The organism is Flavobacterium fryxellicola, assembly GCF_900143245.1.
GTDB lineage: Bacteria > Bacteroidota > Bacteroidia > Flavobacteriales > Flavobacteriaceae > Flavobacterium > Flavobacterium fryxellicola.
This window is the reverse complement of the sequence record NZ_FRDK01000010.1, coordinates 112,272-139,119: the sequence shown is the minus strand read 5'-3', so window position 1 is coordinate 139,119 and position 26,848 is coordinate 112,272. Positions and strand designations below refer to the sequence as shown.

Here is a 26,848-nt window from a genome sequence, read left to right as displayed (position 1 = left end):
CTCTTCCCATCCCGAACAGAGTAGTTAAGCCCGCCTGCGCAGATGGTACTGCAGTTATGTGGGAGAGTATGTCGTCGCCTTTCTTTAAAAACCCTTCATCTAACGATGAAGGGTTTTTTTTTGTAGCTATGCCACGTGAATCGGATCAAAAACAAAATGATCAAGAACAAAACTTGGGGATTAGGAAAATAACTTAGTTAACCTAAACAGGAAGAAATCTACTTTTCTCACTCCTCTAAATTGATTTCTGAATGCTTTAATTTTAGCATTGAAGGATTATTCACTGTTTTCTATTTTATTTTGGAGTTCATGAATTTCATTTCTGCAGAAGCATTTGTACTTCGTTTATCAAATTAGTTTAGTATAGAATGATAATTAATTTATATTCTATTTATAATGGAATAAAAGCTTTTAAACTGAAGTTTTTGATGTCCAAATACCAATTAATCTAATTTGTAATAACAATCGTTTAGACTGAAATATTTTATATATATTTCCTAATTTTTAATATTCTTTAAATATCATTTCAGGCCTTTCTTTTTGGGCTATATTCCATTTGTTCTTACTTTTGTATCGCATATGGGAAATTGTAGTTAATAATTGCTAAGCCGCATGACAATTTTAAATTTATTTCTAATAAATGTTACTTTAGTCAAGTAAGATTTAGATAGTTTTACTTTTCGATGGTAAAAAATCGTAAAAATTAGGAGCAAAGTAGTTCAGGTTCAACAATATTGCATGCTTTAAAAGATATTGAAGAATTTAGAATATTTTGCAATTGTAGTATTTCAAAAAGAAGTGGTTGACTTTTAATACAAATCTAAAAAATTATGCCGTTGTCTTTTAATCTTAAGGTAAGATTTGTAAGTAAGCCACATTTTTGCTAGTTTATAAATTAGTAGTTCTAACAACAACTGTAATAGTAATTTTTCAATTTCATTTTTTGTTGTAAATTTTTAATTTGTATAAAGATTTGGTAATTATTTGTTTACGTATTTATATTTTACATTGGCATTGTAAAATTTTTTTTTCTTAAATTTGACATATTTTTATTCTTAATTAGTCAATTATGAGCGTTTATGGAATTAGATTATTAGTTTCCATATTAATAATTGATTTTTGAAACTATTACATTTTATCGATTTATGGAAGCAAACAGACAATTGTTAACGAAATTAGCTTTTCTTTTTTAAGAAAATAAAATTATCATTATTTTACTTCCCTCAAAGTATCTAGAAGATAAAAAACGTCTGAATTTAGCTATTTAGTGAAAAAGAGGTACGATAAATCAAGGTTGAAAGTAGCATTTTCTCATCGTATATGCATATTAAAAAACATGTTACGGCAGAGATGACAAAAAACAGTAAATTTAGCTTTGGTGAAGGCGAAGTTCTGGATGTAAAACCAGAATCAAACTTCTCCCAAACCGATATCATTGATTTCTAGAATGTTGGCATTGGAGCGTCAGCTGGTGGATTAGGTGCATTGGAATTATTTTTTGTAAACATGCCGATCAATACTAGGATGGCGTATGTCGTAATTCAACATTTAGACTCGACCCATATTGGAGTGATGCCAGAATTATTACTAAGGATGGCTAAAATTTAAGTTTAACAGTCGTAAGATGCAGTTAGAGTAAGATCAATTACTGTTTACGTAATTCTACCCAATAAAAGTTTGTCGTTAATAAACAGTAAATTACATTTATTTTGTCCAACACAAGCTCGTGGTGTTCTAGGATTGCCAAGCGATATTTTCTTTAAGTCTGTAGCGATGGATCGTATGGAGAAAAGTATTGGATTTATTCTTTCTGGTTTAGGATCTGACGGCACGTTGGGATTAATAGCTATTAAAGAAAACTATGGTGTTGCAATAGTGCAGAATCCCGCTACTGTTAAATTTGACAGTATACCCAGCAGTGCATTAGAAATGGTTGTTCCTGATCTTGCCGCCCGAGTTGAAGATATACCAAATAAAATGCTAGCGTTGCTTAAATTTTCTCCTCCAGCAAATGGATAGTCTGATGTTATGAGTAAATCTAAAAATAGCCTCGATAAATTATCCTCTAATTAAGGGGACAAATAGGGCAAGATTTTTCAATGTATAAAAAAAGTACTTTGATGCGCTGTATTGAAAGAAGAAAAGGATTATATCAAATAGAAAAAATACAAAATTACGTGCGTTTTTTGCAGGAAAACCTAAACGAGATTGAATTCCATTTAAAGAATTACCGATTGGTGCAGCTAGTTTCTATGGGGATCCTGCAGTTTGGGTTAAACTTAAAGACGCAATAATTCCTAACATATTAAGAGAAATTCCTAGCGGTTACATCCTACGAGTTTGGATTCCGGCATGTTCAACAGGCGAAGAAGCTTATTCATAGGCTATCGTTTTTGAAGAAGCTTTATCAAAAATGGAGAGATCCAAATGGATTAAAGTACAAATTTTTGCTACAGATTTAGATGTTCTATCTAATGACAAAGCTAGAAAAGGATTCTTTTATTCCACTATAAGAAAGAATCTGCCAAAGATGGAATTTTGGTTCTTAATTTTGATACCGGAAAAATAATCGACGTAAATCCATTTTTAGTCGGTATGCTTGGCTATTCGTATGAATAGTTCATCGAAAAATCTTTTTGGGAAATAGGTTCTTTAAAAGATATTGTATCCAACAAAGATAAATTTTTAGAATTGCGAAAAAAAGAGTTTGTTCGTTATGAAAACTTAGCACTTGAAACAGTGAAAGGAAAAAAGATACATGTTGAGTTTGTCAGTAATGTCTATTTAGTGAATAATAAAAAAGTAATCTAATGCATTTTACGGGAAATTTCAGATCATGTTTTTGTCCAAGAAGCTTTAGTTAATGCTGAAACTCGTTACAAACATCTTTTCGATTTTGTAAAAGATGGAATTTTATTTGTTGATGGGACAACTGGAAAGATAAATGCTTTCAATCCTTTTTTTATAAATTCAATAGATCTTTCCAAAGAAAGTTGCATTGGGAAAGAAGCGTGGACTGTTGATTTTCTAAAAAATATTTTAGAAAATAAAAAAGTGTTCATTTGATTTAATTGAAAAAAAATCTTTCAATCAATTTACAAGGATATGAAAGCTTCAAGTAATAGCAGTATCAATATTGAATTTATCAGTACCTTATATTTTATGGGTAATTAAAAAAATATTCAATTTTTTACCAATGAAATAGTAGTATAGTTAAGTAAAGGTTGCATAATTTCCATTTGTAGACCGATCAAATAGTAGTATTTTAAAAAATAGCACTTATGGGTAATATCGAAAAAAAAACGGATTCTCTTCTTGTAATTAGACAAAAAGCAGAGGAATTACATTTAATGAAAGAATCAAAATTTAGTTCTCAACTTTCAGAAGTGGAAATATTAAAACTGATCCATGAATTAGAAGTTCACCAAATAGAGTTGGAAATGCAAAAAGAACAGCTGATGCTTGCCAAAGATGCCGCTGAAAATGCGATTCAGAAATATACAGAACTCTATGATTTTGCTCCCGTAGGCTATTTTACACTTACAAATTCAGGTTCCATAATTGAACTAAATCTGTCAGGTTCCCAGCTGTTGCACGAAGACAGATCAAAATTAATAAGAAGTCAATTTGGTTTTTTTGTTTCTGATGATACAAAAGCAGTGTTCAATAAATTTTTAGATTCCGCATTTAGAGCTCATAAAAAAGAGTGCTGTGAAATTAATTTGCTGTTAGAAGACTCTACGTAACAAGTGTATATTTGACTGGAATCCTCGCGGAGAATAAGGAGCACGTGTTAATAACCATAGTAGATATTACACACCTGAAAGAAACAGAATTTGCTTTGATTGAAAGTGAAAAACGATATCGGGATTTATTGAATAATCTAGATGTTGGGATCATTTTGCATAATAAGGATACTTCCATCCTGTATTCAAACCCAAAAGCTTCTGAACTCATTGGTTTGAGTAAGGAGCAAATAAAAGAAAAGCAGAGTCTTAATCCAATTTGGCAATTTGTACAAGATGACTATCAACTGTTAGCGGTAGAAAACTATCCTGTAAATCAAATTATAAGAACTAAAAAAGCACTTACTATTTACTATTGGTATAAAAAAACCAGACATTACAGCTGTTCAATGGCATTTTCTCAATGGCTTTCCTGTTTTTAATGCTGCAGGAGATATAAGTGAAGTAATAATCAGTTTTATAGAAATAACAGAATTAAAAAAGTTAGAAATAGAGCTGACTAGGGCTAAAGAATCAGCGGAATCAGCAAATAAGGCTAAATCGAGTTTTTTGACGAATATGAGTCATGAAATTAGAACTCCTTTAAACGGAATTATAGGTTTTACTGATCTGTTGATGAGAACGAGTCTAGACGTTAATCAAAAAGAATACATGAGCGCGGTTAATGAATCAGCAACTATTTTAATCGAAATCATTAATGATATTTTAGATTTTTCAAAAATAGAGTCTGGAAAATTAGAATTGAATGTTGAAGAAATAAATCTTTTTGACCTGACTCATCACGTTATTGATATTTTTAAATTCCATGAGGAAGTCAGCAAAATAGATCTCATCTTAAACATTGAAAACACAGTTCCTAAACTTGTATTGGGCGACTCGATACGGTCAAAACAGGTTTTGGTAAATTTAATAGGTAATGCTTTGAAATTTACTAAAATAGGTTACGTATATTTATCTATAGACTGTAATTTTATTTCTGGAGATGAAAATCAATGTCATTTACATTTCTCCGTAAAGGATACTGGAATTGGAATAAAACAAGAAAATCAAGAAAAAGTGTTCCAATCTTTTATTCAAGAGGATTGTTCTATTGCACGCAAATTTGGCGGGACAGGACTTGGATTAGCGATCTCGAATCAGCTTTTAGGTCTCATGAATAGTACGTTACAATTGCAAAGTACATTTGGACAGGGTAGTGAGTTTTATTTTAACCTGACATTAGAAAGAGCACAGCACAAGAATATATCAGGAGTTCAAGAAGTGAAAATTGTACAAGAAAACAACACATTTTCTTGTGTTGATTTCTCAGGAAAAAACATATTGGTTGTGGAAGATAATAAGATCAACATGCTTTTAGTTAGAACATTGCTTAAATCTATACTTCCAGGCTGTCTTATATTAGAAGCGTCAGATGGGGAAAAAGCGATTAAAATGTACAAGAAAAAAAAGTTGGATCTTATCTTAATGGACATTCAAATGCCGCATAAAAATGGATATCAAACAACCGCCGAAATTAAACATTTAAAGAAATACAATAATATTCCAATAATTGCTTTAACAGCAGGAATTCTATTTGGTGAGAAGGAAAAATGTTTGGAGTCTGGAATGGATGATTATGTTTCAAAACCAATTATTCGTTGTAATTTAGAAGAAGTTTTATACAAGTGGTTAAAATAATGAATTGTAAAAGAGATGATTACAGCGAATGAAAAATTTATTGGAAAGTGATAAGGAAGTACTAAAAGTGCTGTTCAACCCTTTTTTATTGTACTTTTTTCATAGAACAGAATGAATCATAATCTGTTTTTTTCGCCAAGCCACCATCTGGCTTTGTACTCTTGTTTTTTCAAACTAAATTTTTCAATTGCATGTTTTTGAATATGTGTGATTACTTCCTCCTCAGAGTCGGTTATAAATAAGAGCTTCATATCTTTGGGACTCATACTTTCATTGTCTACCATTCTTTGGATGTGATGACACAGTTCTTTGTGATAAACAGAATCAAAAATTACGATGGGAAAATTATTGATAATTTTATTTTGAATTAAAGTTAATGCTTCAAATAATTCATCTAATGTGCCCATTCCTCCTGGCATTACCACAAATGCGTAGGAATATTTTATTAGAATTACTTTCCGTACAAAGAAATAAGGAATATATATCCACTTGTGCAAGTATGGATTTGGTTTCTGCTCTGTTGGAAGGATTATATTGATTCCTACAGAGTATCCTCCCGTTTGAAAGGCACCTTTATTTGCAACTTCCATAATGCCAGGGCCACCGCCCGTCATCACTGTAAAACCTAAATTAGCTATTCCAGCACCAATTCGTTCCGCACTTTTATAATGTTGTGTTTCAGGACCAAATCGAGCAGAACCAAAAACGGTAACGCATGGACCTATAAAATGCATCTTTTGAAAAGCTCTAATAAAGTTGTAGAGGACTTTAAAAACAAACGATAGGTTTTTTAATCGTGTCAGAGGTCCTCTTACAAATAAAGATTCAGATCTTGAAAGTCTGTATTTTCGACGCTTTTCCATAGGATGACTTAGGTAGGAAAATAATACTATTGGCCCAGTTTTTTTTGGTTTGTAAAATCATTTGCAACTACTAGATAAAAGATAATAAGGACAGGTAACCTGCCACTCAGCTAAAATAAAACCATTTTTTTATGGGTACTATTTTAGGTCTAATTATTGCTTTTTTCTACAATAGTTTGGATGATTTGCTCCTTGCTTAATACGCCCGATTGTCTCCACAACTGTTTCCCATTTTGAAATAATATCATGGTAGGAACGCCGCGAACTTGATATTTGCTAGCAATCTGTTGATTTTTGTCTACATCAATTTTTAGAATAGAAACTCGATCTCCTAAATTGTCTTTAACTTCTTTCAAAATGGGTCCAAGCATTTTGCACGGGCCACACCATGTTGCAAAAAAATCAATTAAAACCGGTGTATCGGATGCGATAATGGTATCAAAATTACTCATATTTTTTATATTTAGTTTTTGGAATGCTGCAGCTATTTACGCCACAACCTAAGTTAAAAATTACCTGAATGAAGAAAAACAGTCCTAGACCGATGAACATCCATTCTTTCACGATATACGCTTGCGCAAATAAAAATAAGGCAAAGGCCAGGCGAACCCAGCGCATCGTATGCCAATTTGTAAAAAGTAATGCTTTCATTTTTGTTGCTATAAGGGGAATATTAATTTAATTCTTTATTTTCTTTAATGTTGTAAATGGCATCTTGCACAGTTTTACCAGGAACATCAGTAGTGCTAACAATCAGTATTTCGACAAAATTGCTGCTTCTGCTAACATTTAAAACACTTTCAATTGTAAGAAGTTTTTCTGTTACATCTTTAGAGGAAGCACTGCACTTGATATTTTCAAATTGATATCGGTTAACAAAAACGGTACTGTTCTTTCTTAATTCGAAAAATAATTCTGAATTGGCTCTTGGTGCAATAGAGTTTTGAGTCTTTCCCATTTCTAAAAAATCAAAAGCGCCTTTAAAAAGCATTTCGTATTCTTCTTGGTTGCCTCCAAAAGGAGGTCCAGATTCAAATGTTCTATTAAATAATAAACCAGCCAAAATTCCCTTATTTGCCAAAAGTTGATGCATTTTCCAAACGTATTTTTGACGCATTGTAGGCGGTAAAGCGCAGAAAAAAGTTTGTTCAATAATCAAATCATAGTTTCCTTGATGCTCAAAAAAATCACCTAAAATAATCTGAATGGCAGCATTCTTTTTAAACTTTTCTTGTAATATTGAAGCAGGTGTTGGGGCAATATCGATTACAGTAATGTTTGTAAATCCTTGATTCAGTAGGTATTCGGCTTCATAGCTGTTGCCACAACCAGGAATCAAAATACGACTGTTTTTGTCAGCGATTGTATCGATGTACATTTTTATGGGAGGGGCTACCATACCTAAATCCCAGCCAGTGGTATTAGCGCTGTAATGCGCCTCCCAATAGGCAGCGTCCAGTGTTTTATCCAATGAAGTAGCGCCACATTTTAAATCAGACATTTTATATTTTTTTTCGAGTTGAAATTCCAAATGGGGAATACAGCGGACAAAAACTGATAAAGCTTGTTAGTAAAAAAATAACAGCAAAAGCTCCTAACACTAATGCTACTGTACCGCTGATTGTATTGGTAAAATACAAGATTGCGATGATTACTGCTATTGCAATTCGAATAATTTTGTCTGTTGAACCCATATTTTTTTTCATAGTAGAAATATATTTAGTTATTCAATTATTTCAAAACCTTGCTTTGGCATACAAAATCAGTTTTAGGAATCGTTGTTTTAGCGATTGCATTGAAACCGCCTTCAATTTCAGTAAAATTTCTAAAACCACGGGCTTCTAGTATTGAAGCGGCAATCATACTGCGGTAACCACCAGCGCAATGCAAGTAAAAATGTTCTTTTGGATTAATATCTTTTATCCACTCATTGATAGCCGCTAATGGCTTGCTGTACGATTCTTCAACGTGCTCTGCACAATATTCACTTTCTTTACGAATATCAATTATTTTACTCTCACCAATTTTTACCTCTTTTACAAATTGTTCTGCTGTGATTCTATTTACAGTATCAATTTCTTTTCCAGCTTTTGCCCAAGCATCAAAACCGCCTGCTAAATGGCCTATTAAATTGTCAAAACCGACACGACTCAATCGGGTGACAGTTTCTTCCTCTTGTCCTAGTTCGCAAACAATAAGGATCGGTTGCTGAACATCAGCAATTAAAGCACCTACCCATGGAGCAAAATCACCGTCAATTCCTATGTTTATTGACTGTGGAATAAATCCTTTAGTAAATTCTCCATTTTTACGAGTGTCCAACAGTAAGGCTCCAGTTTCATCAGCGGCAACTTCAAATTCTGAAGGTGAGAGCGCTTGCATTCCTAAATTTAAAACATTTTGAAAGCTATCGTATCCTTTTTTATTCATGGCCACATTCATACCAAAATAAGCTGGTGGTGGCAATAAACCTTCGGTAACTTCTAGAATAAACTCTGCTTCTGTCATATCTGACCTCAATGCATAATTTGTGTTTTTTTGTTCGCCAATGGTTGAAACGGTTTCCTTACTCATGTTTTTTCCACAAGCACTTCCCGCGCCATGAGCGGGATAGACAATAACATCATCTGCCAAAGTCATAATTTTATTCCGTAACGAATGGAATAGCGTAGCGGCTAGTTGTTCCTGTGTCATGTGTGCCGCCTTTTGGGCTAAATCTGGCCTTCCCACATCTCCAATGAACAATGTGTCACCTGAAAAAATAGCGTGATCTTTTCCGTTTTCGTCAATCAGTAAATAAGTGGAGCTTTCCATAGTATGTCCAGGAGTGTGTAGTACCTTTATTTTGATGTTTCCAATGGTGAATTCTTGTCCGTCTTTTGCAGAAATGCAATCAAATTCACAGATCGCATTTGGTCCGTAAACGATAGGAGCACCAGTTTGACGACTTAAATCAACATGTCCAGAAACAAAATCAGCATGGAAATGGGTTTCAAAAATATATTTTAATTTCACACCATCTCTCTCAAGTCGGTTCAAATATGGTTGGGTTTCACGCAGTGGGTCAATAATGGCTGCTTCACCATTTGAAGTAATATAGTAAGCGCCTTGCGCTAAACATCCGGTATATATTTGTTCTATTTGCATGATTTTATTTTTTACTTTATGGTACAAATGTACTTCCGTTTTTTAGGATACAGGGTGACAATTGTTACATTCCTATTTTAAGTCAGGAAAAATTATTTGATTATTATAGTAAAATCAATTAGTACTATAAACCAACCAAATGCTGGTTTCAGTTTTGCCCCCTCTCTTTTTTTGTCACATAAGTACCGAGGAATATTCCAATTATTGCTATTGCAGAAATAGTGAAAAACAATTTATAATTGATAACACTGCCGTTAATTACGTCTCCGCCAAAACTGATTAATCAATCAATAAAGATAATCAATAATGAGGTGCCAATTGCTTGTTTCATTGGTGAATTTCCAAAGAAAATATGTAGGGAATCTCAAAAATAAGTGCTGCCTCGATCTTAAAATTCCCAAGGCGGTACCGTCTTTAACTTGCAATCATTGCGGTCACCCCAACGATAAATAGGGATCAGCTCGTGGCTTATTCCGGATAAATTTTGAAAAGGTATACTAAAATCGGAACTGCAAGAATTGATTCCCCACCTCCAATTAATACGAATGAAAGTCCAATGACAATCGAAGCAAAATAACCTAAATATTCCATTTGTAACTTTTTCGAAGTGGCGGTTTGAATAATTTTATTTACAGAAAATATTCTTTGTAGAACAAAATTTATTTTAGGAGTTCTATATTATTTCGGTGTAAAGTGACCAATCCCCGCTGCTCCATTTTCTTTAGTAGACGCGAAATTACTTCTCGAGATGTATTCAATTCAGATGCAATTTCCTGATGAGAAAGCTTTAATTCTTTGCAACCACAAACCTCAGCGTGGCGCTTTAAATAAAATTCTAAGCGCTCGTCCATCGCTCGAAATGCTATGCTATCAATTACTTCGAGCACCTCTTCAAAACGACTTCTGTAGGTATCGATAACAAATTCATACCAGCTTCGGTGCTGCATCATCCATTTATCCATTAAGGGCAAAGGCACCATGATTAGTTCTACATCCTCAATAACTTTTGCCATAATTTGGCTTTTTTCGTTCTTGGTGGCGCAAATCATTGAAATTGCGCAGGCTTGACCAGGTTGCAAGTAGTACATGAAAAATTCGCCGCCATTTTCATCCTCACGGTAGACTTTAATTTTTCCACTAATGACCAAAACAGTGTTTTTTATGTATTGTCCTGTTCGTATGATAATAGTTCCCGCTTGGAAAGAATGAATTGTGGCGCTAGTTTCAATTTCTTTTACTAATTCAGTAGAAAATGAATGGAAATTTTTTTTTATTGGATCAAGCATTTTGGTTTTTTTTCTATGTTTTATAATGTAAAAGTACTGTAAATAACTTAAAAAAGAGGAGGGTTTTTATACAAATAAAAACAGACAACTACTTGATTTTATACCTGTTAAAATTTTATTACCTATAGGCATGATAGACTGTTTTTTCGTAAAAAATAAGGTCGTTTTTATAGTTTCTTGATAGTTACTGTTTTGCGAAAACGATTTCTTACAAATAGTTTCTAATTAACAATTGTTGCGTTTATTGTTCGGTAAAAACATTGTATTTTTACAGAAAACATCATTATGAATTTACTACAAGAAGATTGGGTTGCTCAATTTGAAGCGGATGAAAATGCAGTCATTCTCGATGTGAGAACGGAAGCCGAATTTAACGAAGGTTTCATAGCAAATGCTATCAACATCGATATTCACCGAGGACAAGATTTTGTAAGCGAAATTGAGGCGTTAGACAAACATAAAAAGTACTTTGTATATTGCCGCTCTGGAATGCGAAGTGCGAAAGCCTGTGAAATAATGAATCAACTTGGTTTTGAAAATGCTGATAACTTATTGGGCGGGATTTTAGAATGGAATGGAGAAATAATTGAACCATAAAAAAGAAGCAGAAGATTGTTTCTTTCATTTACTTGAATAATTAATTTAACACGCTTTATATGAATTTAATACCAGAAGAATATCAGATTACATCATTGTTGAATCAAGATACTTATTTAGTGGATGGTGAATTAAAGAAATGGGAAGGTCAGACCACGGCTGTTTTTTCAACTATATCCTCTACAGCAGAGTATGGTCCAACTATATTAGGTTCTGTTCCGTTTATGGGAGAAGCTGAAGCTTTGGAAGCCGTTGAATCAGCAAGTGCGGCCTATAATAATGGTCAAGGATTATGGCCTACAATGAAAGTTTCTGATCGCATAAAATGCATGGAAAATTTTGTTAGTCAAATGAAGACCACTCGTAAAGAAGTTGTTAAATTATTGATGTGGGAAATTGGAAAATCATTGGGTGATTCTGAGAAAGAATTTGACAGAACTGTAGAATATATTTATGATACTATTGACAGCTTAAAAGAATTAAACAGCCGAAGTGCTCATTTTTCAAAGGTTCAAGGAATAAATGCTATGGTTCGTAGAGGACCGCTTGGGGTTGTTTTATGTCTTGGACCTTATAATTATCCGTTAAATGAAACTTTTTCGTTACTGATTCCTGCCTTGATTATGGGGAATCCTGTCATTTTTAAACCAGCAAAATTAGGTATTTTATTAATCTCCCCATTATTAGAAGCATTCCGGAACAGTTTTCCAAAAGGAGCTATTAATATTGTGTATGGACGTGGACGTGAAGTAGCTTCGCCGATCATGAAATCTGGTAAAGTGGCAATTTTAGCTTTGATAGGAAATAGTACATCAGCGATTGCGTTACAGGACCAACATCCTAATAAAAACCGATTGCGTTTGATACTAGGTTTGGAAGCTAAAAACCCAGCAATCATTTTACCAGATGCCGATTTAGATTTGGCTATCCAAGAATGTATAGCAGGCTCTTTATCTTTTAATGGACAGCGTTGTACGGCCTTGAAAGTATTGTATGTACACGAATCAATTGCAGACGAATTTAATAAACGTTTTGCAGCTAAAGTAGACTCCTTAGTTTTTGGAAATCCATGGGATGCTGCAGTCTTTCTGACGCCTTTGCCTGAAAAAGAAAAACCAGCCTACATCCAAGAGTTGATAGATGATGCGATCAAAAAAGGAGCAGCAATCATCAACGAAAAAGGAGGACAACACACTCCTAATTTTATCTTTCCAGCAGTTTTATTTCCAGTAAACAAAGAAATGAGGGTGTATCATGAGGAGCAATTTGGACCAGTGGTACCTGTAATGACTTTTAAAGACATTCAAGAGCCTCTAAATGATATGGCCGAATCGAATTACGGACAACAAGTGAGTTTGTTTGGGAGAGATATAAAAACGATTGCACCACTTATAGATACTTTAGTTAATTTAGTATGTAGAGTAAACTTGAATAGTTCTTGTCAAAGAGGTCCAGATGTCTTACCATTTACAGGACGAAAAGATTCTGCTGTAGGAACATTAAGCATACATGATGCTTTGCGTTCGTTCTCCATTCGAACCTTTGTCGCATCCAAAGACAATGCTTATAATAATGCCATTTTACAGGAATTGTTAAGTAGTAAAGAATCAAATTTCATCAATACCGATTATATTTTATAGTCTTTATGATTTCAACTAATAAGCCGTCCCATAAAATATGGACGGCTTTTTTGTGCCTTTCATTTTGGAAAGTGGATTTTTCTTTGTTTAAAATATGGATTCTAAAAAACGTGTAATAGGAGGTAGGAAAAACAATATATTTGAAGAAAATAAATGTTGATGTCTGAGGATTTTGCGTTGGCCGTCTTTCGATAGCTAATTGTAATAATGAGGTTTTGCGCTCAAAATGATAAATTGAGGCGGTTGATGGTACAAAAATTTTAAAAAAAGAGTTTATTTCAAATTTGATTTAAATAATTTAAAATAAAATAAAGATACTTACCGCTATCAATCCAAAACTACCCGTGCTTAATAAAGCTATTACTCGTGCTTTTTATTTATATAAACTAAAATTTAAGGAATTTGGAAGTGGAGATTTTGAGGCCTATTTAATGGTGCAAAAAGACAACATACAAATTCATTTTTTTTGAGTTTAAAGACCTCGATCCAAAAGAAAACTATGGGCAAGTATATATTAGAACTGATGATATTGATAAATTATATCAATCTTTCTTAGGTGAAAATAGTAAAATACACCCAAATGGTCATTTGCAAATCAAAGCTTGGAGACAAAAAGAATTTTCTATACTTGACCCCGATAGCAATTTGCTGACCTTTGGACAACATATTTAAAAAAATAATACTTCTTAACCGCTACTTTTTAATCCTTAAAAAAAGTAATCAGATTAAGTAAAAAAATAACTATTGGATTAGAACGCTTCTGCAGCAATTGATGACTTCCTAAGTTTGATCAGTGCTTAAATTTACGTACAAATAAAAAAGGTGAACTGTTACCAGATCACCTTTTTAAACAAATTAAAAATCTAAAATTATACTAAGTCGAAACGGTCTAGATTCATCACCTTAGTCCATGCTGCGATAAAGTCTTTTGTGAATTTTTCCTGACCATCTGCATATCCATAAACTTCAGCAATGGCTTTAAGTTCTGAATTTGAACCAAAGATTAGATCTACTCGAGTTCCAATCCATTTCAATCCACCGGCCATACGATCGCTTCCTACAAAGGCATCATCTGATTCTGATATTGCTTTCCAAGTAGTCCCTAAATCAAGTAAATTGATAAAGAAATCATTTGTAAGAGCTTCTGACTGTTTTGTAAAAACACCGTTTTGCGATTGGTCAAAGTTGGTATTTAATACACGCATTCCACCTACAAGAACTGTCATTTCTGGTGTTGTCAAAGTCAATAACTGTGCTTTATCAACTAACATTTCTTCCGCTGAAACGGTATATTTTGTCTTAACGTAGTTACGGAATCCATCTGCTTGTGGCTCTAGAACTTCAAAAGATTCAATATCTGTTTGCTCTTGTGAAGCATCTGTTCTTCCTGGTGTGAAAGGAACTGACACCTGCTGTCCTCCGTTTGTGGCCGCTTTTTCAATACCGGCGCTACCACCTAAAACAATAAGGTCAGCCATTGAAAGTTGTTTTCCACTTGATTGCGCATTGTTAAAGTTATTCTTGATTTCATTTAGTTTACCAAGAACTTTTTCTAATCGGGGAGGATTGTTAACTTTCCAATTTTTTTGTGGTTCTAAACGAATGCGTGCTCCGTTAGCTCCACCACGTTTATCTGATCCACGGAAAGTAGACGCTGATGCCCATGCAGTACTAACTAATTCTGGCACAGTTAATCCTGAAGCAAGAAGGTTTTCTTTAAGGGAAGCAATATCTTGTTCGTCAATTAAATGATGTGTTAGTGCTGGAACAGGATCTTGCCAAATTAATTCTTCGGCAGGAACTTCCGATCCCAAGTAGCGCACTTTTGGTCCCATATCTCTGTGCGTCAGCTTGAACCATGCTCTTGCAAAAGCATCATTGAATTCGGCTGGATTTTCAAAAAAGTGTCTTGAAATCTTCTCATAAATAGGATCAACTCTGAGCGATAAATCGGTAGTTAGCATGAAAGGTTGATGACTTTTTGCTGGATCGTGTGCATCTGGAACCGTGCCAGCCCCGGCATCACCGACTGGTTTCCACTGATGTGCTCCAGCTGGACTTTTTGTCAATTCCCATTCGAAGCCAAACAAGTTTTCAAAGTAGTTATTGCTCCATTTTACAGGAGTTGTAGTCCAAGCACCTTCAAGACCACTGGTTATTGTGTCACCTGCATTTCCTGTACCATACGTATTTTTCCATCCTCGGCCTTGCTCTTCAATTGACGCTCCTGCTGGTTCTGATTCCACATATTTATTAGGATCAGCAGCACCATGGGTTTTCCCTAAAGTGTGTCCGCCAGCAATAAGCGCGACAGTCTCTTCATCGTTCATCGCCATACGTTTGAATGTCTCCCGAATATCAGAAGCTGCCAATAACGGATCAGGATTGCCGTCAGGACCTTCAGGATTTACATATATAAGCCCCATTTGAACGGCAGCTAAGGGATTTTCTAGTTCACGATTCCCAGAATAACGACTATTTGGAGTTTTGCTAAGAGCCAACCATTCTTTTTCAGCACCCCAATAAATATCTTCTTGTGGTTCCCAAACATCCTCACGTCCACCTGCGAAACCAAAAGTTTCAAAACCAGCGGACTCAAGAGCACAGTTACCTGTTAACACCATTAAATCAGCCCAAGAAATTTTCTTTCCGTATTTTTGTTTTAGCGGCCATAATAATAAACGCGCCTTGTCTAGATTGGCGTTATCGGGCCAGCTGTTTAGTGGCGCAAAACGTTGTGTTCCGAAACCTGCACCTCCCCGGCCATCTGCAATACGGTAAGTACCCGCACTATGCCATGCCATTCGGATGAAGAAAGGACCATAACTGCCGTAATCAGCAGGCCACCAATCCTGAGACGTGGTTATTACCTCCTTGATGTCTTTTTTTAAAGTTTCTAAATCCAAAGATTTGAACTCTTCAGCATAATTAAATTTTTCTCCCATCGGATTGGAAAGAGAGGAATTTTGGCGCAGGATGTTCAATTTCAATTGATTTGGCCACCAATCACGATTGCTGTATCCGTGTGCAGTACTTTGCTTTGGAGCAGTTCCGCCAGAAAATGGGCATTTACTTTCTTCGTTGACGTTGTAGGATGTTGGTTTCGTATTATTTTGCATAGTATTATCGATTTCTTATTTACTTTGAGCAAATCTAATACAAAGTATCCGCACCTAATTTAATTTTTAATAGATAAAAATTATAGTATAAGTCGTGTTTTGACATGCTAACTCTAATGAAAATAATTAGTACTAGCTCTTTTGCGCTACTTTAAAATTTAAAAATCGTATTAAAATTTACTCTTAAATTGAATTAAATGTACTTCTCATTTTACTACTTTACTACTAATTTGAGACTTTAATACGTGATACTTATACTGCAACCTTTGATATAAGTTAGTAGTATTTAATGCCGTATTATTAATATTAGATCGTCGTGTTTTTTAAAACTGTTACCGATATATTTTTTTTTGATCTCTCTTATTTAGAATTAAGTTAAAACATGCTAAAAAATAAAAAGATAATTTAATCATAAACCAAGTGATCTTTTGTAATCTAAGCAGTAACTTTAACCAAAAAACAAATACTAGACATGAGTTCATTTGAAGAGAATAATAATGAAAATCAAAATTGGGTAGCGTCAGATTTTGAAGCTTGGGTCGGGATTTTATACTCCTGTATTTCTGCCGACAATCAAATTAAAGATTCTGAAAAAGCTTCATTATCAAGATTATTGCATTCTAAAGAGAAATTTGTGGGAATCGATATTGCGCCTCTTTACACTAAATCATTTAATTTAAAAGCAGAGGTTGGACAATTAAAATACATATCTGCCTGTTGTAATCAGATTAAAGAAGAAGACAAAGAAACCGTTTTTGCCCTCGCATTAGAAGTATTACTCGCCGATGGAATATTAGAGAAAGAAGAAAAGAATATAATAGAAGTTTTATCGAATCAGTTAAAAATAGAGGCTGAAATGATCAGTAAAATTATTGAAGTTATTTTCTTAAAAAATAGAGGCAATATCAAAAGAATTTAAGCCGAGACCAAAAGAATACTTATGATAAAATTGTCGGTAATGAAATAGTTAAACAAGCAGCGTCTTTCAATTCAGAAATATTCTGCTTGTTTCAAAACCGACGTATATTAAAATAATTGCTTACTTTAGACTCTTCAAAATAAGACCTTAGTATTAAATTTGATTATAGGCATATTATTGTTTTAAAAAATAATTTACTATCAAAAAGAAAATCAAAATAGCAAAGGAAGCCTTTCACGCCAGACTGCATCGCGAGCCTGTGCTTACGCATCCTCGGTTGAAGTTTATTCCTAATATTGTACTCAACCTCATCAGTTTACTACTAACACTTGCCTTTGTGGGTGTGTTGGTCTATTTTATTGTGGATTATTTGATTAAGAAGTTTTACCATTTAGATTGATACAACACAATAGGGATAACGGTTTTACTACTGATGTATCTAAGGACATCTATTTAGCAACCTAATTTAAAAGGTTGGTTCTACAGTAAACTCTGATGAATACATCACAAGGTTTGTTCCTATACTTTCACATATAGTACTCCCATCTGCTATTATGATCTATTTAGTGACATCTCTTTTAAGTGATACTAATTTTATATTTATCCAAGCAAAAATTTAAGTCCATTTTTTGTTCGTTTATCACCTAAAAGTAATGGTTAGAAATTAGGAAATAATCCAATTTTATACCAAATATTTTAATAATAACTAATCAAGAATTTAATTCACTGCAGTATAATCTTTTATTTCCTCAGAAGCAATTTTTACAAGCACAGCATTTTCTAGATTTTCACCAAAAATTTCGACACGCTCTTTGAGCATACGGCCGGTTTTTACCGCGGTTCTATAGGTTTTTCCATTGGTGACAACGAGTACATATAGGCCTAAACTAGAGGTAATCACTGCAGTTTTTGGTACTACATACGTGCTTTTCTTTGCGATTAACGGCAGGAAGACTTCGGCAACCATTCCTGGTAATAATATTTTGCTTGAATTTGGCACATCTAGCTCTACTAATTCGGAACGCAATTTATTATCCAACGCTCCAGACATTCGAGTAATTTTTGCTTCAAAAATTGCGTTGTTTATCGCTTTAACAGTAAAACTAAGCCCGTCGCCTTTGCTAAGGTAACCAGTGTAAATCTCAGGTAAATATAGGGATAATCGCAGTTTTTCTTGTTGTTGAATGGTAAATAGAGGCAACTCTGATCCCTTCCCATTTGGACCAACGTACGCACCGAGATTGACATTTCTAGCCGAGATAATACCATTAAAAGGAGCACGGATTACCAAATAGCTTTTCATAGTCGTAATTTCTTTATAAGAAGCTTGGCTTGCCTGATATTGGGCGTAATCGGAATTTTTTCGGGCTGCTGCCTGTTCCAGATCATTTTTGGAAATCGTCCCTTCTATTTTGCTGGTTTCAAAAAGCCTTTCGAAAGTACTTTTGCTGGCCGTATAAATGGCTTTTTGCGAAAGCTGTCTGGATTGGGCTGCCGCCAATTGTGAACTGATTTCAGGTGCTTCTAAAATGAGGAGGACTTGTCCTTTCTTAACCTGCGAACCAATATCAACTTTGAGTTCTTTGACAAAACTACTCACTTTGGCATAAATATCCACTTGTTGAAAACCGGTTAGTTCCGCCGGAAGACGGAGTTCGGTAGCTAATTTTTCTCTACTGATGGTAAAGGTTTCGATAACCGGAGCAGTTTCTATAGCTGCAATTTCTTTCTTTTCAGAAGTATTGCAGGCAGTTAAAACAATGGCAAGGACTACAAACAGAAACGATTTTTTTAATAATTTATTTTTCATTTTGAGGGTGTAAAGATGAGATATAATGTTGACTTTCCTTGTCTTCTGGATCTAAGGATAAAGAGTGTACCGGAGTTTTACCCATTGCCCACGCGAAAATGAGCGGTAAAATAAGAAGTACTGTAAAGGTTGAAAATAATAATCCGCCAATCACGGCTCTTCCTAGCGGGGAAATCTGGTCGCCGCCTTCTCCATGTCCGATGGCCATCGGGAGCATTCCGGCAATCATGGCAATGCTGGTCATAATTATGGGACGAAGCCTCAACGAAGCGGCCTCACGTGCGGATTGTAGCGCATTGCCATTGTGTTTTCGCAGCTGTTCTGCATTGGTAATGATTAGAACGGCATTGGCAATAGAAACTCCCACCGACATAATAATTCCCATGTAGGATTGCAAGTTCAAAGTAGAACCTGTAATCACAAGTAGTAATAAGGAACCTAAAACAACGGCGGGAACCGTGGTTAAGATGACCAATGAAATTTTGAAAGACTGAAAATTTGCGGCAAGCATTAGGAAAATTACCATTATGGCAATCAATAAACCAGTTTGCAGACTGCTCATGGTTTCCTTTAAAACCGTGCTTAATCCAATTTGCTCTACGAACAATCCTCTGGGAAGTTCGCCCAGAGAGTCAATGCTTTGCTGAACAGCTTTGGAAGCGGTTCCCAAATCAATGTGATCCATATTTGCTGTCACAGAAATATAAGGCATGGCTCCAATATTGTCATTTTCTCCATAAGTGAAAGAAGGCGTGATTGTAGCCACATCACTTAAAACCGGACGGGATGCATTCTTCAGCAACGGAATTTCTTTCAGATCATTTTCACTTTTCATTTTGTCTAAAGGAACTTGAACCTGAACGTTATAGGAGAATCCTGCTTTTTCATCTACCCAGATATTCTTTTCGGTATATTGGGACGAAGAAGTGGAAGCAATCAGGGAACGCGAAATGTCATTCATATCAATCCCTAATTGGGCTGCACGTGTTCTGTCAATTGTGATGTCTAGCGCTGGATATTTGATGGGCTGGGCAATCTGTACATCTCTCAAATAGTCAATTTTATTCAGTTTTGCGATGAGTTTCTTGGCATAGGCTTCATTTCGCTTTTTATTTTTTCCGGCTATCCTGATTTCAATCGGAGTAGGGGAACCCTGGCTCAGCACTTTGTCCGTCAGTTCGATGGGCTCAAAAGAAATTTTGACATTGGGCAATATTTTTTTGATTCTCTGGCGGAATTCATCTTTGAAAATATCCATATCCACATGATAATCTTTCAATCCAATCTGGAAAACCGCCTCATGAGGTCCGGCCGTAAACAAATAGATGGGTGAAACGGAAAATATGGCCGGATGCTGACCCACATAAACAGAGGATATCGCAACATGTTCTTTGCCAATCATTTTTTCCAGTTCGTTGAGCACTGTTATTGCTTTATCTTCGGTACTTTCCAAACGGGTTCCGTCCGGCGCACGCAGTCTCAATTGGAATTGACTCGAATTGACTTTTGGGAATACATCCTGTCCAATAGTATTCAACAGCAGCAACACCAAACCGGCGGATACGAAAAGATATACCAGTGTAACCGGTTTTTTATAGTCAAATAGCCGATTGATGAATCGCATATACCGGTTTCTAAATCGTTCAAAAAAATTGATTTTGCCGTCATTGTTGAAGTCGGCTCTTTGAACCAGAACTTTTTTCTGGTCAAAAGTATCTTCTTCGGATTCTGGGGTCAGTCCAGACGCATTAAACTCCGCTTCATCATCGGTAATATTCGAAGGATGATCTTTCTTTGGATGCGCTTTCATCAGCCAGTTGGCCATCACCGGAACAAAGGTTTGCGAAAGTAAAAAAGAGACAATCATCGAAAATCCAATTGCTAATGCCAATGGCAGAAACAAGGCACCGGGAATTCCGGTCATCGTAAAAGCAGGTGCAAAAACGGCCAAAATGCAAAGCAGGATCAACAACTTGGGCAAGGCTATTTCTTTACAGGCATCCCAAATAGCCAAGGCTTTGGGTTTGCCCATATCCAAATGCTGATGAATATTCTCGATAGTCACCGTACTCTCATCTACCAGGATTCCAATAGCAAGAGCCAATCCGCTTAAAGACATCAGATTGATGGTTTGTCCGAATAGTTTTAAGAATAACACACCCGAAATAATCGCAATAGGAATGGTGAGTATGACAATCAACGCGGCTCTTCGATCACCAAGGAACAATAAAACCATTAGTCCTGTAAGAACGGCGCCGATAATCCCTTCGATAATTAAACTTTTCAAGGAATTAATCACATTAACCGACTGGTCAAATTCATACGACAGCGTAACATCATCGGGTAAAGTACTCTGGATTTTTGGGAGATGTGCTTTTAATTTTTGGACAACATCCCAAGTCGATGCATCGCCGGCCTTCGCAATACTGATATAAACGGAGCGCTTTCCATTGACCAAAGCGTATCCAGCAGTAATATCGGCGCCATCTTTCACTTGTGCCACATCACCAAGGTATAGATTCTGGACACCACCTTTGAATAACGGTATTTTTTCAAAATCCTTCACTTCTTTAATGGTACTGTTCGTAGGAATGATGTAGTTGATATCCCCAATTCTCAGGTTTCCTGAAGGTGCCGTCTTATTATTGGTACGGATGGCTTCCACAATTTGATCCGCTGTCAGCTGATGCGCACGAAGCAAATCGGGATCTACATTAATTTCAATAGTTCTGGGGCTTCCACCAAATGGAGGCGGAGACAACAATCCAGGTATAGCCGTGAACGAAGCCTTTACATATACGTTTGCCAAATCCTGAAGTTCATTATTAGAACGGGTTTTACTGCTCAAAACCAATTGACCTACAGGCAATGAGGAAGCATCAAATCGAATGATAAAGGGAGGCTGTGAACCCGGAGGAAATCTGGACTGGATTCTGTTGGACAGCGCACTGATTTCAGAAGCGGCCTGGGCCATATTAGTACCTTCATAATAGGTCACTTTCATCAGTGTGAGTCCCTGAATATTCTTGGTCTCGATATCTTTTACACCATTGGCTAAAATCATTACATTGACATAATTTTTGGCAAAATAGGATTCCATTTGATTGGGCGTGTAACCCGCAAACGAGTGCGCCAAATAAATAACGGGAAGATTCATCTCGGGCAGAATATCGACTTTGATATCACGGACGGCACCAATTCCGAAAAAGAATAATCCGGCAACCAGCACCATTATGGAGATGGGTTTGCGAAGGGCAAAACGTATTATATTCATTCTTGTAAATAATTAAAATTCATTTATAAATAAGTCAAAATCTCCCGTGGCTGCGGCTTTCATCAAAAGCGATTGCCAGACATTGGTATAAATAATATCGCGGTCAGTTTCTGCGCGGTTCAATGTGTATAAAGTCTGTGTGACATCGAGGAGATTGGTCATTCCGTTTTTATACAAAGTGGTTTTCTGCAAATAGGCCTGTTGTGCCGCCTGAACCTGTTTTGGGGCTTCAACATAATTTTCCAGAGCGTATTTCATTTTGGCATCAGCCGCATCCGACTGAATTTTTAATTGCTGGTCGATTACATTGTATTCTTCCTGTAAACCTTCGGAAATCCATTTCTGGGCACTGACTTTTTTGCTCACACGAGCAATAGTGGTCAGGTTCCAGGTTACGCCAACGCCGAATAGATAATTTTGTCGGGAGGGATTAATGCCGTCTAAATAATTTTGGGAAAAAGAGTTCTGATTTGTGGCATAATCCGAATTAAAACCGGAAGCCCGGGCTTGATAGATCCCAAATAAACTGAAGGTTGGATAGTATTCCTTTTTAAAAAGACGAAGTTGTTCTTCGCTAAAAGCAACTCTACTTTTATGATATTCCAATATCGGATTCAAACTTTCATTTGAGGTTTCCTGTGCTAGTATTGCTTTTGGGATTGTAGTGACAAAAGTAGTGTCGAGTACAAAATCCTGAATGGAAACGCCCATCAGCGCGATGAGTTTGTTGTTTTGTTCTTTAACCTGGTCTTTCACCTGATTCAGTGTGATTTTGGATCGGGAAACTTCGGCGGACGCCAGTGTAGAATCTACTCCGGCCAAGAGTCCGTTTTTTACTCTTATCGCTGCAATATTCTGAAAGACCATCGATCGTTCCAGATTTTTTCTTTGGGAAATCAACAATCGCTGACTCGCCAATAAGTTGAGGTAGGCGGCTGCAATTTTAATTTTATGCTGGAATTTTTCCTGATTCAAATCTTTTTCGTAACGCTGGGAATCCGCTTTGGACAGATTGATTTTTTGTTGCATTCTTCCGAAAGTGAAAAAATCCCAATTGACATTGACCAGATATAAGGCACCGAAAGCCGCATTCCAATTTTGCTTTTCTAACGGAAGTCCTGAGGAAGCCACTCCGAGTCCTCCAAAACCATAAAGCGGTCCGTTTTGACCGTTAACGGTTCCAAAATCCTGTTGGCCAGAGAGTGTAACGTTTGGCAGATAGTCCCTGCGAACCTGTTTGATTGTTTCTTTGGAAGCAGCTACATAGTTGCTTTTTGCTTTTATCGTTCCAAAATTGGTAATTCCAGTTTCTAAAGCCTCTCTTAGCGGAAGCATCTGAGAAAAACCTTCGGAAAAGAAAACCAGAAATAGAAAAAGGATTAGTTTTTTTGTTGTCATTATGATAGTAGGAATAAATTTGAATGGCAAAACTAATCGGAGTATTTCTTTTTGGAAGGTTATAAATGACGAACACTTTTTATAAATGACCAATTGAATTGGTCACTCAATCGGCTTGTATTCAAATTATATGTTGTTCCTTTGGGACTTTAATATAGGATAATGAAATGGAAATTTAAACCGATTTTAGAAAATAAATGGGAACAGGAAACGGCTATTTTAGTTTTTTCTTTTATCCTTTTTACACTGAACGACTGGGTTTTTATACAAAGTTGGAAAGGTTTTAGTAACGGTTTGCTTTATTTTTTCGTACTGTATTTTCATGCACAGCTCAATCGTGTTTTTCTGCTTCCGGTTTTATTAAAAAAACACCAACCGGTTTTATATATAATTTTTACCATTGGGTTAATAGCATTGTTTACAGTCTTTTTATATCAAGTTTCAAACGAGTTTATTTATAAAAATTGCTTTTTATACAAATCATCCCATCAAAAAACGTATCAGTTTCAGTTTGCTACGTTGTCCGGGACGCTGGTTTGTATTTTGGGAACCATACAGATTTTAGAACATTACAGAGCACAAAAAAAGGAAGCCAACAAAGTAATGTTGTCCAATCAGGTTCAGCTTAATGCATTAAAAAACCAGTTTAATCCCCATTTTTTGTTTAATACGATGAATACGCTTTACGGAATTAGTCTGCAATATCCGGAACGTACTTCGGAAATGATTATGGAAGTTTCGCAGCTGATGCGGTATCAGGTGGAGCAGGGGAACAAAGAATTTGTTTCTTTGGAAAACGAAATTGCGTTTATTTCCAGTTACATTCAGCTGGAAAAAGAAAGAGTAGGCTACCGCTGCCGTATTGATTTTGATTACGAATGCGATCAGGAAGGAAAGTATGAAATTGCACCGATGGTTTTGATTACTTTTATTGAAAACGCTTTTAAACACGGAGCCGCTACGATCGAAAAGTGTTTTGTAACGATTGACCTAAAGGTGATCAAAGGAAAATTGCATATGAATGTAGCAAATTCAGTTCCACAGCATAAAAAAGAAGTGGTTTCTACCAAAATTGGTCTAAAAAATACAACAGAAAGATTGGAAATTGTATATCCGAAAAAACACCAACTTGAAATCACGCAAAACGAGCACGATTATACCGTTAATTTAGTACTTGAACTCCGCCAAACATGACCGTAAGAAAATGTATTATTGTAGATGATGAACCTGCCGCTCATTATGTGTTGGTAAACTATATCAGCCAAAACCCGCAATTGGAAGTAGTGCAGCAATGTTACAACAGTATTGAAGCTTTAAATTATTTGCGGTCGAATCCTGTTGATTTGATGTTTTTAGACATTGACATGCCGGAGATTTCAGGTCTGGAGCTTTTACGGACGCTAACTGATCCGCCCAAAACAATGCTGACCACGGCTTATTCGGAATTTGCTTTGGAGAGTTATGAATTCGGAGTGTTTGATTACTTATTAAAACCCATTTATTATCCGCGTTTTTTAAAATCGGTAGAACGTTTCTTGTCCTCTTTCACTGATGAAAAGGCCGAAATAATGAACCCGATTATTGCAGTAAAAATTGATGGTTTTATGGTGGATTTGAATGTAAACGATATTCTTTTTGCCCAAAGTTGCGGTAATTATGTCAAAATTTTTACATTCAAAAAAGTCTATCTTGCCTCGATGACGACCAATGAACTGGAAAATAGTCTTTCTTCGGAACTTTTCATGAGGGTTCATAAATCCTACATAGTAGCTATTGCTAAAATTAAAGATTGGGAGCGGAATACGGTCATCATTAATAATGAGAAAATCCCGGTAGGCATTACCTATAGAAGGGCATTGACGGAGCGATTAAATCTAAAATAGTCTACAGATCAAAAATTGAAATTGAGTATAAAATTGATATTGCTCATATTCGTTTTATTGAAAATGTAATTTTTGTTAGCATAGGTTTCACCCACATTAAACTTGTGTACATACAATAATTGTGCATCAAACCCTTTTAACAAGCCCTGAAATTGGTAACGAAAATCAGCATTGGTCTGTACATAAGAAGGCAATCCGTATTTATTCATTGCAGCGTTTTTCACATCCGGCAAATCAAAATAGCCCACAGCAAGATGAGATTTGAATGTCTTTTTTGGATTCGTGTATTGTATTTTGGTCATTACTGCATTAACATCTCCAAAACCTTCATTCCGTTCTCTGGCCATAAAGGTATAAAACGGGTCTCGTCCCCATTCTCTGGGCATTAAATACCTGCCTTTAGCCGTTATTCGGTTGTAATTTAAAGTGATTTCTATTTTTTTATTTTGCCAGCCTATTCTTCCCCCAAAAGTTTGAGAATTACCATTTTTTTCAAAATAAGTTTTGCTTTGGTCCTCATTTCCGCCAAAATTCAGTGCGTTTTGGTAAATCGTTTGAAAACCGAAAAGCAGTTTTGAGTTGGGATTTAAATCGTATTTATAGTCCATTTGGAATAGTGCCGAATTGAATATATTCTCAGCATATTGATTCCACAAAAGCGTTTTTAAATTTTTTATCGATTCATTTTGTATACCAACAATATAAATTCCGTCACTGTCTAAATTCCCTGCATAATCCGATTTTGTTCCATCGGGATTGACGCCTGTTGGGTAAATTCCTATCGATTCTCCAACTCTGAAATACTTCATGGTACTTCTTGGCGAAATTCCGTAAAGGAAACCCACATTAATTTTAGTTTTTTTGAGTTCATTAAAATCGATCCAAATTCCATCGACTTCTGTAGGTCGCATTCTGCCGTCCTGCAGGTTTATGAAAGACGTATTTAGCAGTTGTTTTCCAAGTGTTACATTAGAATTTTTGTAGTTGTATTTTAAATATAATTCCTCTAACCGGCTTAAATTGCCTTTACTTGAAACATTTTGAAAATCAAAAAGTGCTACTTCATATCTATTGGATAAATTGGTTACCGGGTCTTTTTTAGAAAAATCAGAAGAGCCTATATCATAAATGTAATAGCCGCTGACACCAAACTGGAAATTATGATATTTAGCGGTTTCAAACTTTACGCCGCCGCCAATTGCATTTGCATAATAATCGGATAAGCCACTTTCATTGTTTGTACCCATGAAAAAATAGCGAAAATGACCGCTGAAGTTTCCGTTTTTGAAAGCATTTAAAATCGAAGTGGAATCAATTTTCTCATCATCTTTCTCTTTCCAAATAGATGGTTTATCGGAAATTTCCTGATGTTGTGCCGAGGAATGGATACTTATTAAAAGTAAAAAAGTTGACGTTAATATAGAGAAAAAAGATTTCATTTGTAAGTCTTTAATTTTTAACAAAAATAAACCCGACAGTAATAAATGTA

23 protein-coding genes, 1 rRNA gene and 1 pseudogene are annotated in these 26,848 nt (G+C 35.5%); 13 read left to right on the top strand and 12 right to left on the bottom strand.

What is annotated here, in order from left to right:
* The 8 genes and pseudogenes from rrf to BUA03_RS13715 form a co-directional block, all read left to right on the top strand.
* Positions 1 to 83 (top strand): 5S ribosomal RNA (gene rrf, locus BUA03_RS13760); the annotation flags it as partial.
* 1,372 nt (positions 84 to 1,455) lie between these two features.
* A pseudogene (locus BUA03_RS13745) lies at positions 1,456 to 2,019 on the top strand (chemotaxis protein CheB).
* A 62-nt stretch (positions 2,020 to 2,081) separates the two neighbouring features.
* Positions 2,082 to 2,294: a hypothetical protein gene (locus BUA03_RS17205; protein WP_394333637.1), complete on the top strand. Its 213-nt coding sequence runs from the start codon at positions 2,082 to 2,084 to the stop codon at positions 2,292 to 2,294.
* Positions 2,213 to 2,383, top strand: coding sequence for a CheR family methyltransferase (locus tag BUA03_RS17200; protein WP_139255668.1), 171 nt, complete (start codon positions 2,213 to 2,215; stop codon positions 2,381 to 2,383). Before BUA03_RS17205 ends, BUA03_RS17200 begins: the two co-directional genes overlap by 82 nt.
* A gap of 110 nt (positions 2,384 to 2,493) precedes the next feature.
* Positions 2,494 to 2,619 carry a PAS domain-containing protein gene (locus BUA03_RS17195; RefSeq protein ID WP_394333636.1) on the top strand — a complete coding sequence of 42 codons (126 nt, stop codon included), beginning with the start codon at positions 2,494 to 2,496 and terminating at the stop codon, positions 2,617 to 2,619.
* Positions 2,620 to 3,281: 662 nt separating this feature from the next.
* On the top strand, positions 3,282 to 3,746 hold the full coding sequence (locus tag BUA03_RS13725) for a hypothetical protein (protein ID WP_066076704.1): 465 nt from the start codon (positions 3,282 to 3,284) through the stop codon (positions 3,744 to 3,746).
* An 11-nt stretch (positions 3,747 to 3,757) separates the two neighbouring features.
* Complete coding sequence (locus BUA03_RS13720) at positions 3,758 to 4,168, top strand: PAS domain S-box protein (RefSeq protein ID WP_066076699.1); 411 nt, start codon at positions 3,758 to 3,760, stop codon at positions 4,166 to 4,168.
* Positions 4,101 to 5,423 carry a response regulator gene (locus BUA03_RS13715; protein WP_317041110.1) on the top strand — a complete coding sequence of 441 codons (1,323 nt, stop codon included), beginning with the start codon at positions 4,101 to 4,103 and terminating at the stop codon, positions 5,421 to 5,423. Before BUA03_RS13720 ends, BUA03_RS13715 begins: the two co-directional genes overlap by 68 nt.
* Before the next feature lie 116 nt (positions 5,424 to 5,539).
* Here the strand turns inward: BUA03_RS13715 and BUA03_RS13710 are convergent, their stop codons facing one another.
* From BUA03_RS13710 to BUA03_RS13680, 7 genes are all read right to left on the bottom strand, one after another.
* On the bottom strand, positions 5,540 to 6,157 hold the full coding sequence (locus BUA03_RS13710; RefSeq protein WP_245792667.1) for an LOG family protein: 618 nt from the start codon (positions 6,155 to 6,157) through the stop codon (positions 5,540 to 5,542).
* 278 nt (positions 6,158 to 6,435) lie between these two features.
* Positions 6,436 to 6,738, bottom strand: coding sequence for a thioredoxin (gene trxA / locus BUA03_RS13705; protein WP_066076690.1), 303 nt, complete (start codon positions 6,736 to 6,738; stop codon positions 6,436 to 6,438).
* Positions 6,731 to 6,937, bottom strand: a complete 207-nt coding sequence (locus tag BUA03_RS13700; RefSeq protein WP_066076687.1) for a hypothetical protein — start codon at positions 6,935 to 6,937, stop codon at positions 6,731 to 6,733. The genes trxA and BUA03_RS13700 overlap by 8 nt, the downstream gene beginning before the upstream one ends.
* A gap of 22 nt (positions 6,938 to 6,959) precedes the next feature.
* Entirely contained in the window at positions 6,960 to 7,787 is an 828-nt protein-coding gene (locus BUA03_RS13695; RefSeq protein ID WP_066076684.1) for a methyltransferase domain-containing protein, read from the bottom strand.
* A 1-nt stretch (position 7,788) separates the two neighbouring features.
* Positions 7,789 to 7,992 carry a YgaP family membrane protein gene (locus BUA03_RS13690; RefSeq protein ID WP_066076681.1) on the bottom strand — a complete coding sequence of 68 codons (204 nt, stop codon included), beginning with the start codon at positions 7,990 to 7,992 and terminating at the stop codon, positions 7,789 to 7,791.
* Between the two features lie 25 nt (positions 7,993 to 8,017).
* The gene (locus BUA03_RS13685; protein ID WP_066076678.1) at positions 8,018 to 9,433 is read right to left on the bottom strand and encodes an MBL fold metallo-hydrolase; all 1,416 of its coding nucleotides are present in this window, start codon (positions 9,431 to 9,433) and stop codon (positions 8,018 to 8,020) included.
* A 659-nt stretch (positions 9,434 to 10,092) separates the two neighbouring features.
* A complete protein-coding gene (locus tag BUA03_RS13680; RefSeq protein ID WP_066076676.1) occupies positions 10,093 to 10,719 on the bottom strand; it encodes a Crp/Fnr family transcriptional regulator in 627 nt (208 codons plus the stop codon).
* A 285-nt stretch (positions 10,720 to 11,004) separates the two neighbouring features.
* Here BUA03_RS13680 and BUA03_RS13675 point away from each other — a divergent pair, with 285 nt between their 5' ends.
* Positions 11,005 to 11,316 (top strand): rhodanese-like domain-containing protein, encoded by a 312-nt coding sequence (locus BUA03_RS13675; protein ID WP_066076673.1) that lies wholly within the window; start codon positions 11,005 to 11,007, stop codon positions 11,314 to 11,316.
* 59 nt (positions 11,317 to 11,375) lie between these two features.
* Positions 11,376 to 12,956 carry an NADP-dependent glyceraldehyde-3-phosphate dehydrogenase gene (locus BUA03_RS13670; RefSeq protein ID WP_066076670.1) on the top strand — a complete coding sequence of 527 codons (1,581 nt, stop codon included), beginning with the start codon at positions 11,376 to 11,378 and terminating at the stop codon, positions 12,954 to 12,956.
* A gap of 869 nt (positions 12,957 to 13,825) precedes the next feature.
* Here the strand turns inward: BUA03_RS13670 and katG are convergent.
* On the bottom strand, positions 13,826 to 16,075 hold the full coding sequence (gene katG / locus BUA03_RS13660; protein WP_066076668.1) for a catalase/peroxidase HPI: 2,250 nt from the start codon (positions 16,073 to 16,075) through the stop codon (positions 13,826 to 13,828).
* A gap of 472 nt (positions 16,076 to 16,547) precedes the next feature.
* Here katG and BUA03_RS13655 point away from each other — a divergent pair, with 472 nt between their 5' ends.
* Positions 16,548 to 16,994 (top strand): tellurite resistance TerB family protein, encoded by a 447-nt coding sequence (locus tag BUA03_RS13655; protein WP_066076665.1) that lies wholly within the window; start codon positions 16,548 to 16,550, stop codon positions 16,992 to 16,994.
* Positions 16,995 to 17,712: 718 nt separating this feature from the next.
* Here BUA03_RS13655 and BUA03_RS13650 read toward each other — a convergent pair.
* From BUA03_RS13650 to BUA03_RS13640, 3 genes are read right to left on the bottom strand one after another with little or no spacing between them, the layout of a single operon-like run.
* Positions 17,713 to 18,804 (bottom strand): efflux RND transporter periplasmic adaptor subunit, encoded by a 1,092-nt coding sequence (locus tag BUA03_RS13650; protein WP_066076662.1) that lies wholly within the window; start codon positions 18,802 to 18,804, stop codon positions 17,713 to 17,715.
* Complete coding sequence (locus tag BUA03_RS13645) at positions 18,794 to 22,078, bottom strand: efflux RND transporter permease subunit (RefSeq protein WP_066076659.1); 3,285 nt, start codon at positions 22,076 to 22,078, stop codon at positions 18,794 to 18,796. Before BUA03_RS13645 ends, BUA03_RS13650 begins: the two co-directional genes overlap by 11 nt.
* 12 nt (positions 22,079 to 22,090) lie before the next feature.
* The gene (locus BUA03_RS13640) at positions 22,091 to 23,476 is read right to left on the bottom strand and encodes a TolC family protein (protein ID WP_066076656.1); all 1,386 of its coding nucleotides are present in this window, start codon (positions 23,474 to 23,476) and stop codon (positions 22,091 to 22,093) included.
* A gap of 162 nt (positions 23,477 to 23,638) precedes the next feature.
* Between BUA03_RS13640 and BUA03_RS13635 the strand changes: the two genes are divergently transcribed.
* Positions 23,639 to 24,670 (top strand): sensor histidine kinase, encoded by a 1,032-nt coding sequence (locus tag BUA03_RS13635; protein WP_066076654.1) that lies wholly within the window; start codon positions 23,639 to 23,641, stop codon positions 24,668 to 24,670.
* Positions 24,667 to 25,359, top strand: a complete 693-nt coding sequence (locus tag BUA03_RS13630) for a LytR/AlgR family response regulator transcription factor (RefSeq protein WP_066076651.1) — start codon at positions 24,667 to 24,669, stop codon at positions 25,357 to 25,359. The genes BUA03_RS13635 and BUA03_RS13630 overlap by 4 nt, the downstream gene beginning before the upstream one ends.
* A gap of 8 nt (positions 25,360 to 25,367) precedes the next feature.
* Here BUA03_RS13630 and BUA03_RS13625 read toward each other — a convergent pair whose 3' ends face one another.
* Positions 25,368 to 26,798 carry an OprD family outer membrane porin gene (locus BUA03_RS13625; RefSeq protein ID WP_066076648.1) on the bottom strand — a complete coding sequence of 477 codons (1,431 nt, stop codon included), beginning with the start codon at positions 26,796 to 26,798 and terminating at the stop codon, positions 25,368 to 25,370.
* Between the last annotated feature and the right edge of the window lie 50 nt (positions 26,799 to 26,848).

What these genes read in the sequence shown, in the direction of transcription:
- BUA03_RS13670 (WP_066076670.1), top strand. Translation starts at nt 11,376, where the DNA reads ATGAATTTAATACCAGAAGAATATCAGATTACATCATTGTTGAATCAA.
- BUA03_RS13650 (WP_066076662.1), bottom strand. Translation starts at nt 18,804, where the DNA reads ATGAAAAATAAATTATTAAAAAAATCGTTTCTGTTTGTAGTCCTTGCC.
- BUA03_RS13655 (WP_066076665.1), top strand. Translation starts at nt 16,548, where the DNA reads ATGAGTTCATTTGAAGAGAATAATAATGAAAATCAAAATTGGGTAGCG.
- BUA03_RS13710 (WP_245792667.1), bottom strand. Translation starts at nt 6,157, where the DNA reads ATGCATTTTATAGGTCCATGCGTTACCGTTTTTGGTTCTGCTCGATTT.
- BUA03_RS13685 (WP_066076678.1), bottom strand. Translation starts at nt 9,433, where the DNA reads ATGCAAATAGAACAAATATATACCGGATGTTTAGCGCAAGGCGCTTAC.
- BUA03_RS13640 (WP_066076656.1), bottom strand. Translation starts at nt 23,476, where the DNA reads ATGACAACAAAAAAACTAATCCTTTTTCTATTTCTGGTTTTCTTTTCC.
- BUA03_RS13690 (WP_066076681.1), bottom strand. Translation starts at nt 7,992, where the DNA reads ATGAAAAAAAATATGGGTTCAACAGACAAAATTATTCGAATTGCAATA.
- BUA03_RS13630 (WP_066076651.1), top strand. Translation starts at nt 24,667, where the DNA reads ATGACCGTAAGAAAATGTATTATTGTAGATGATGAACCTGCCGCTCAT.
- BUA03_RS13700 (WP_066076687.1), bottom strand. Translation starts at nt 6,937, where the DNA reads ATGAAAGCATTACTTTTTACAAATTGGCATACGATGCGCTGGGTTCGC.
- trxA (WP_066076690.1), bottom strand. Translation starts at nt 6,738, where the DNA reads ATGAGTAATTTTGATACCATTATCGCATCCGATACACCGGTTTTAATT.
- BUA03_RS13725 (WP_066076704.1), top strand. Translation starts at nt 3,282, where the DNA reads ATGGGTAATATCGAAAAAAAAACGGATTCTCTTCTTGTAATTAGACAA.
- BUA03_RS13625 (WP_066076648.1), bottom strand. Translation starts at nt 26,798, where the DNA reads ATGAAATCTTTTTTCTCTATATTAACGTCAACTTTTTTACTTTTAATA.
- BUA03_RS13680 (WP_066076676.1), bottom strand. Translation starts at nt 10,719, where the DNA reads ATGCTTGATCCAATAAAAAAAAATTTCCATTCATTTTCTACTGAATTA.
- BUA03_RS13695 (WP_066076684.1), bottom strand. Translation starts at nt 7,787, where the DNA reads ATGTCTGATTTAAAATGTGGCGCTACTTCATTGGATAAAACACTGGAC.
- BUA03_RS13675 (WP_066076673.1), top strand. Translation starts at nt 11,005, where the DNA reads ATGAATTTACTACAAGAAGATTGGGTTGCTCAATTTGAAGCGGATGAA.
- BUA03_RS13645 (WP_066076659.1), bottom strand. Translation starts at nt 22,078, where the DNA reads ATGAATATAATACGTTTTGCCCTTCGCAAACCCATCTCCATAATGGTG.
- katG (WP_066076668.1), bottom strand. Translation starts at nt 16,075, where the DNA reads ATGCAAAATAATACGAAACCAACATCCTACAACGTCAACGAAGAAAGT.
- BUA03_RS13635 (WP_066076654.1), top strand. Translation starts at nt 23,639, where the DNA reads ATGAAATGGAAATTTAAACCGATTTTAGAAAATAAATGGGAACAGGAA.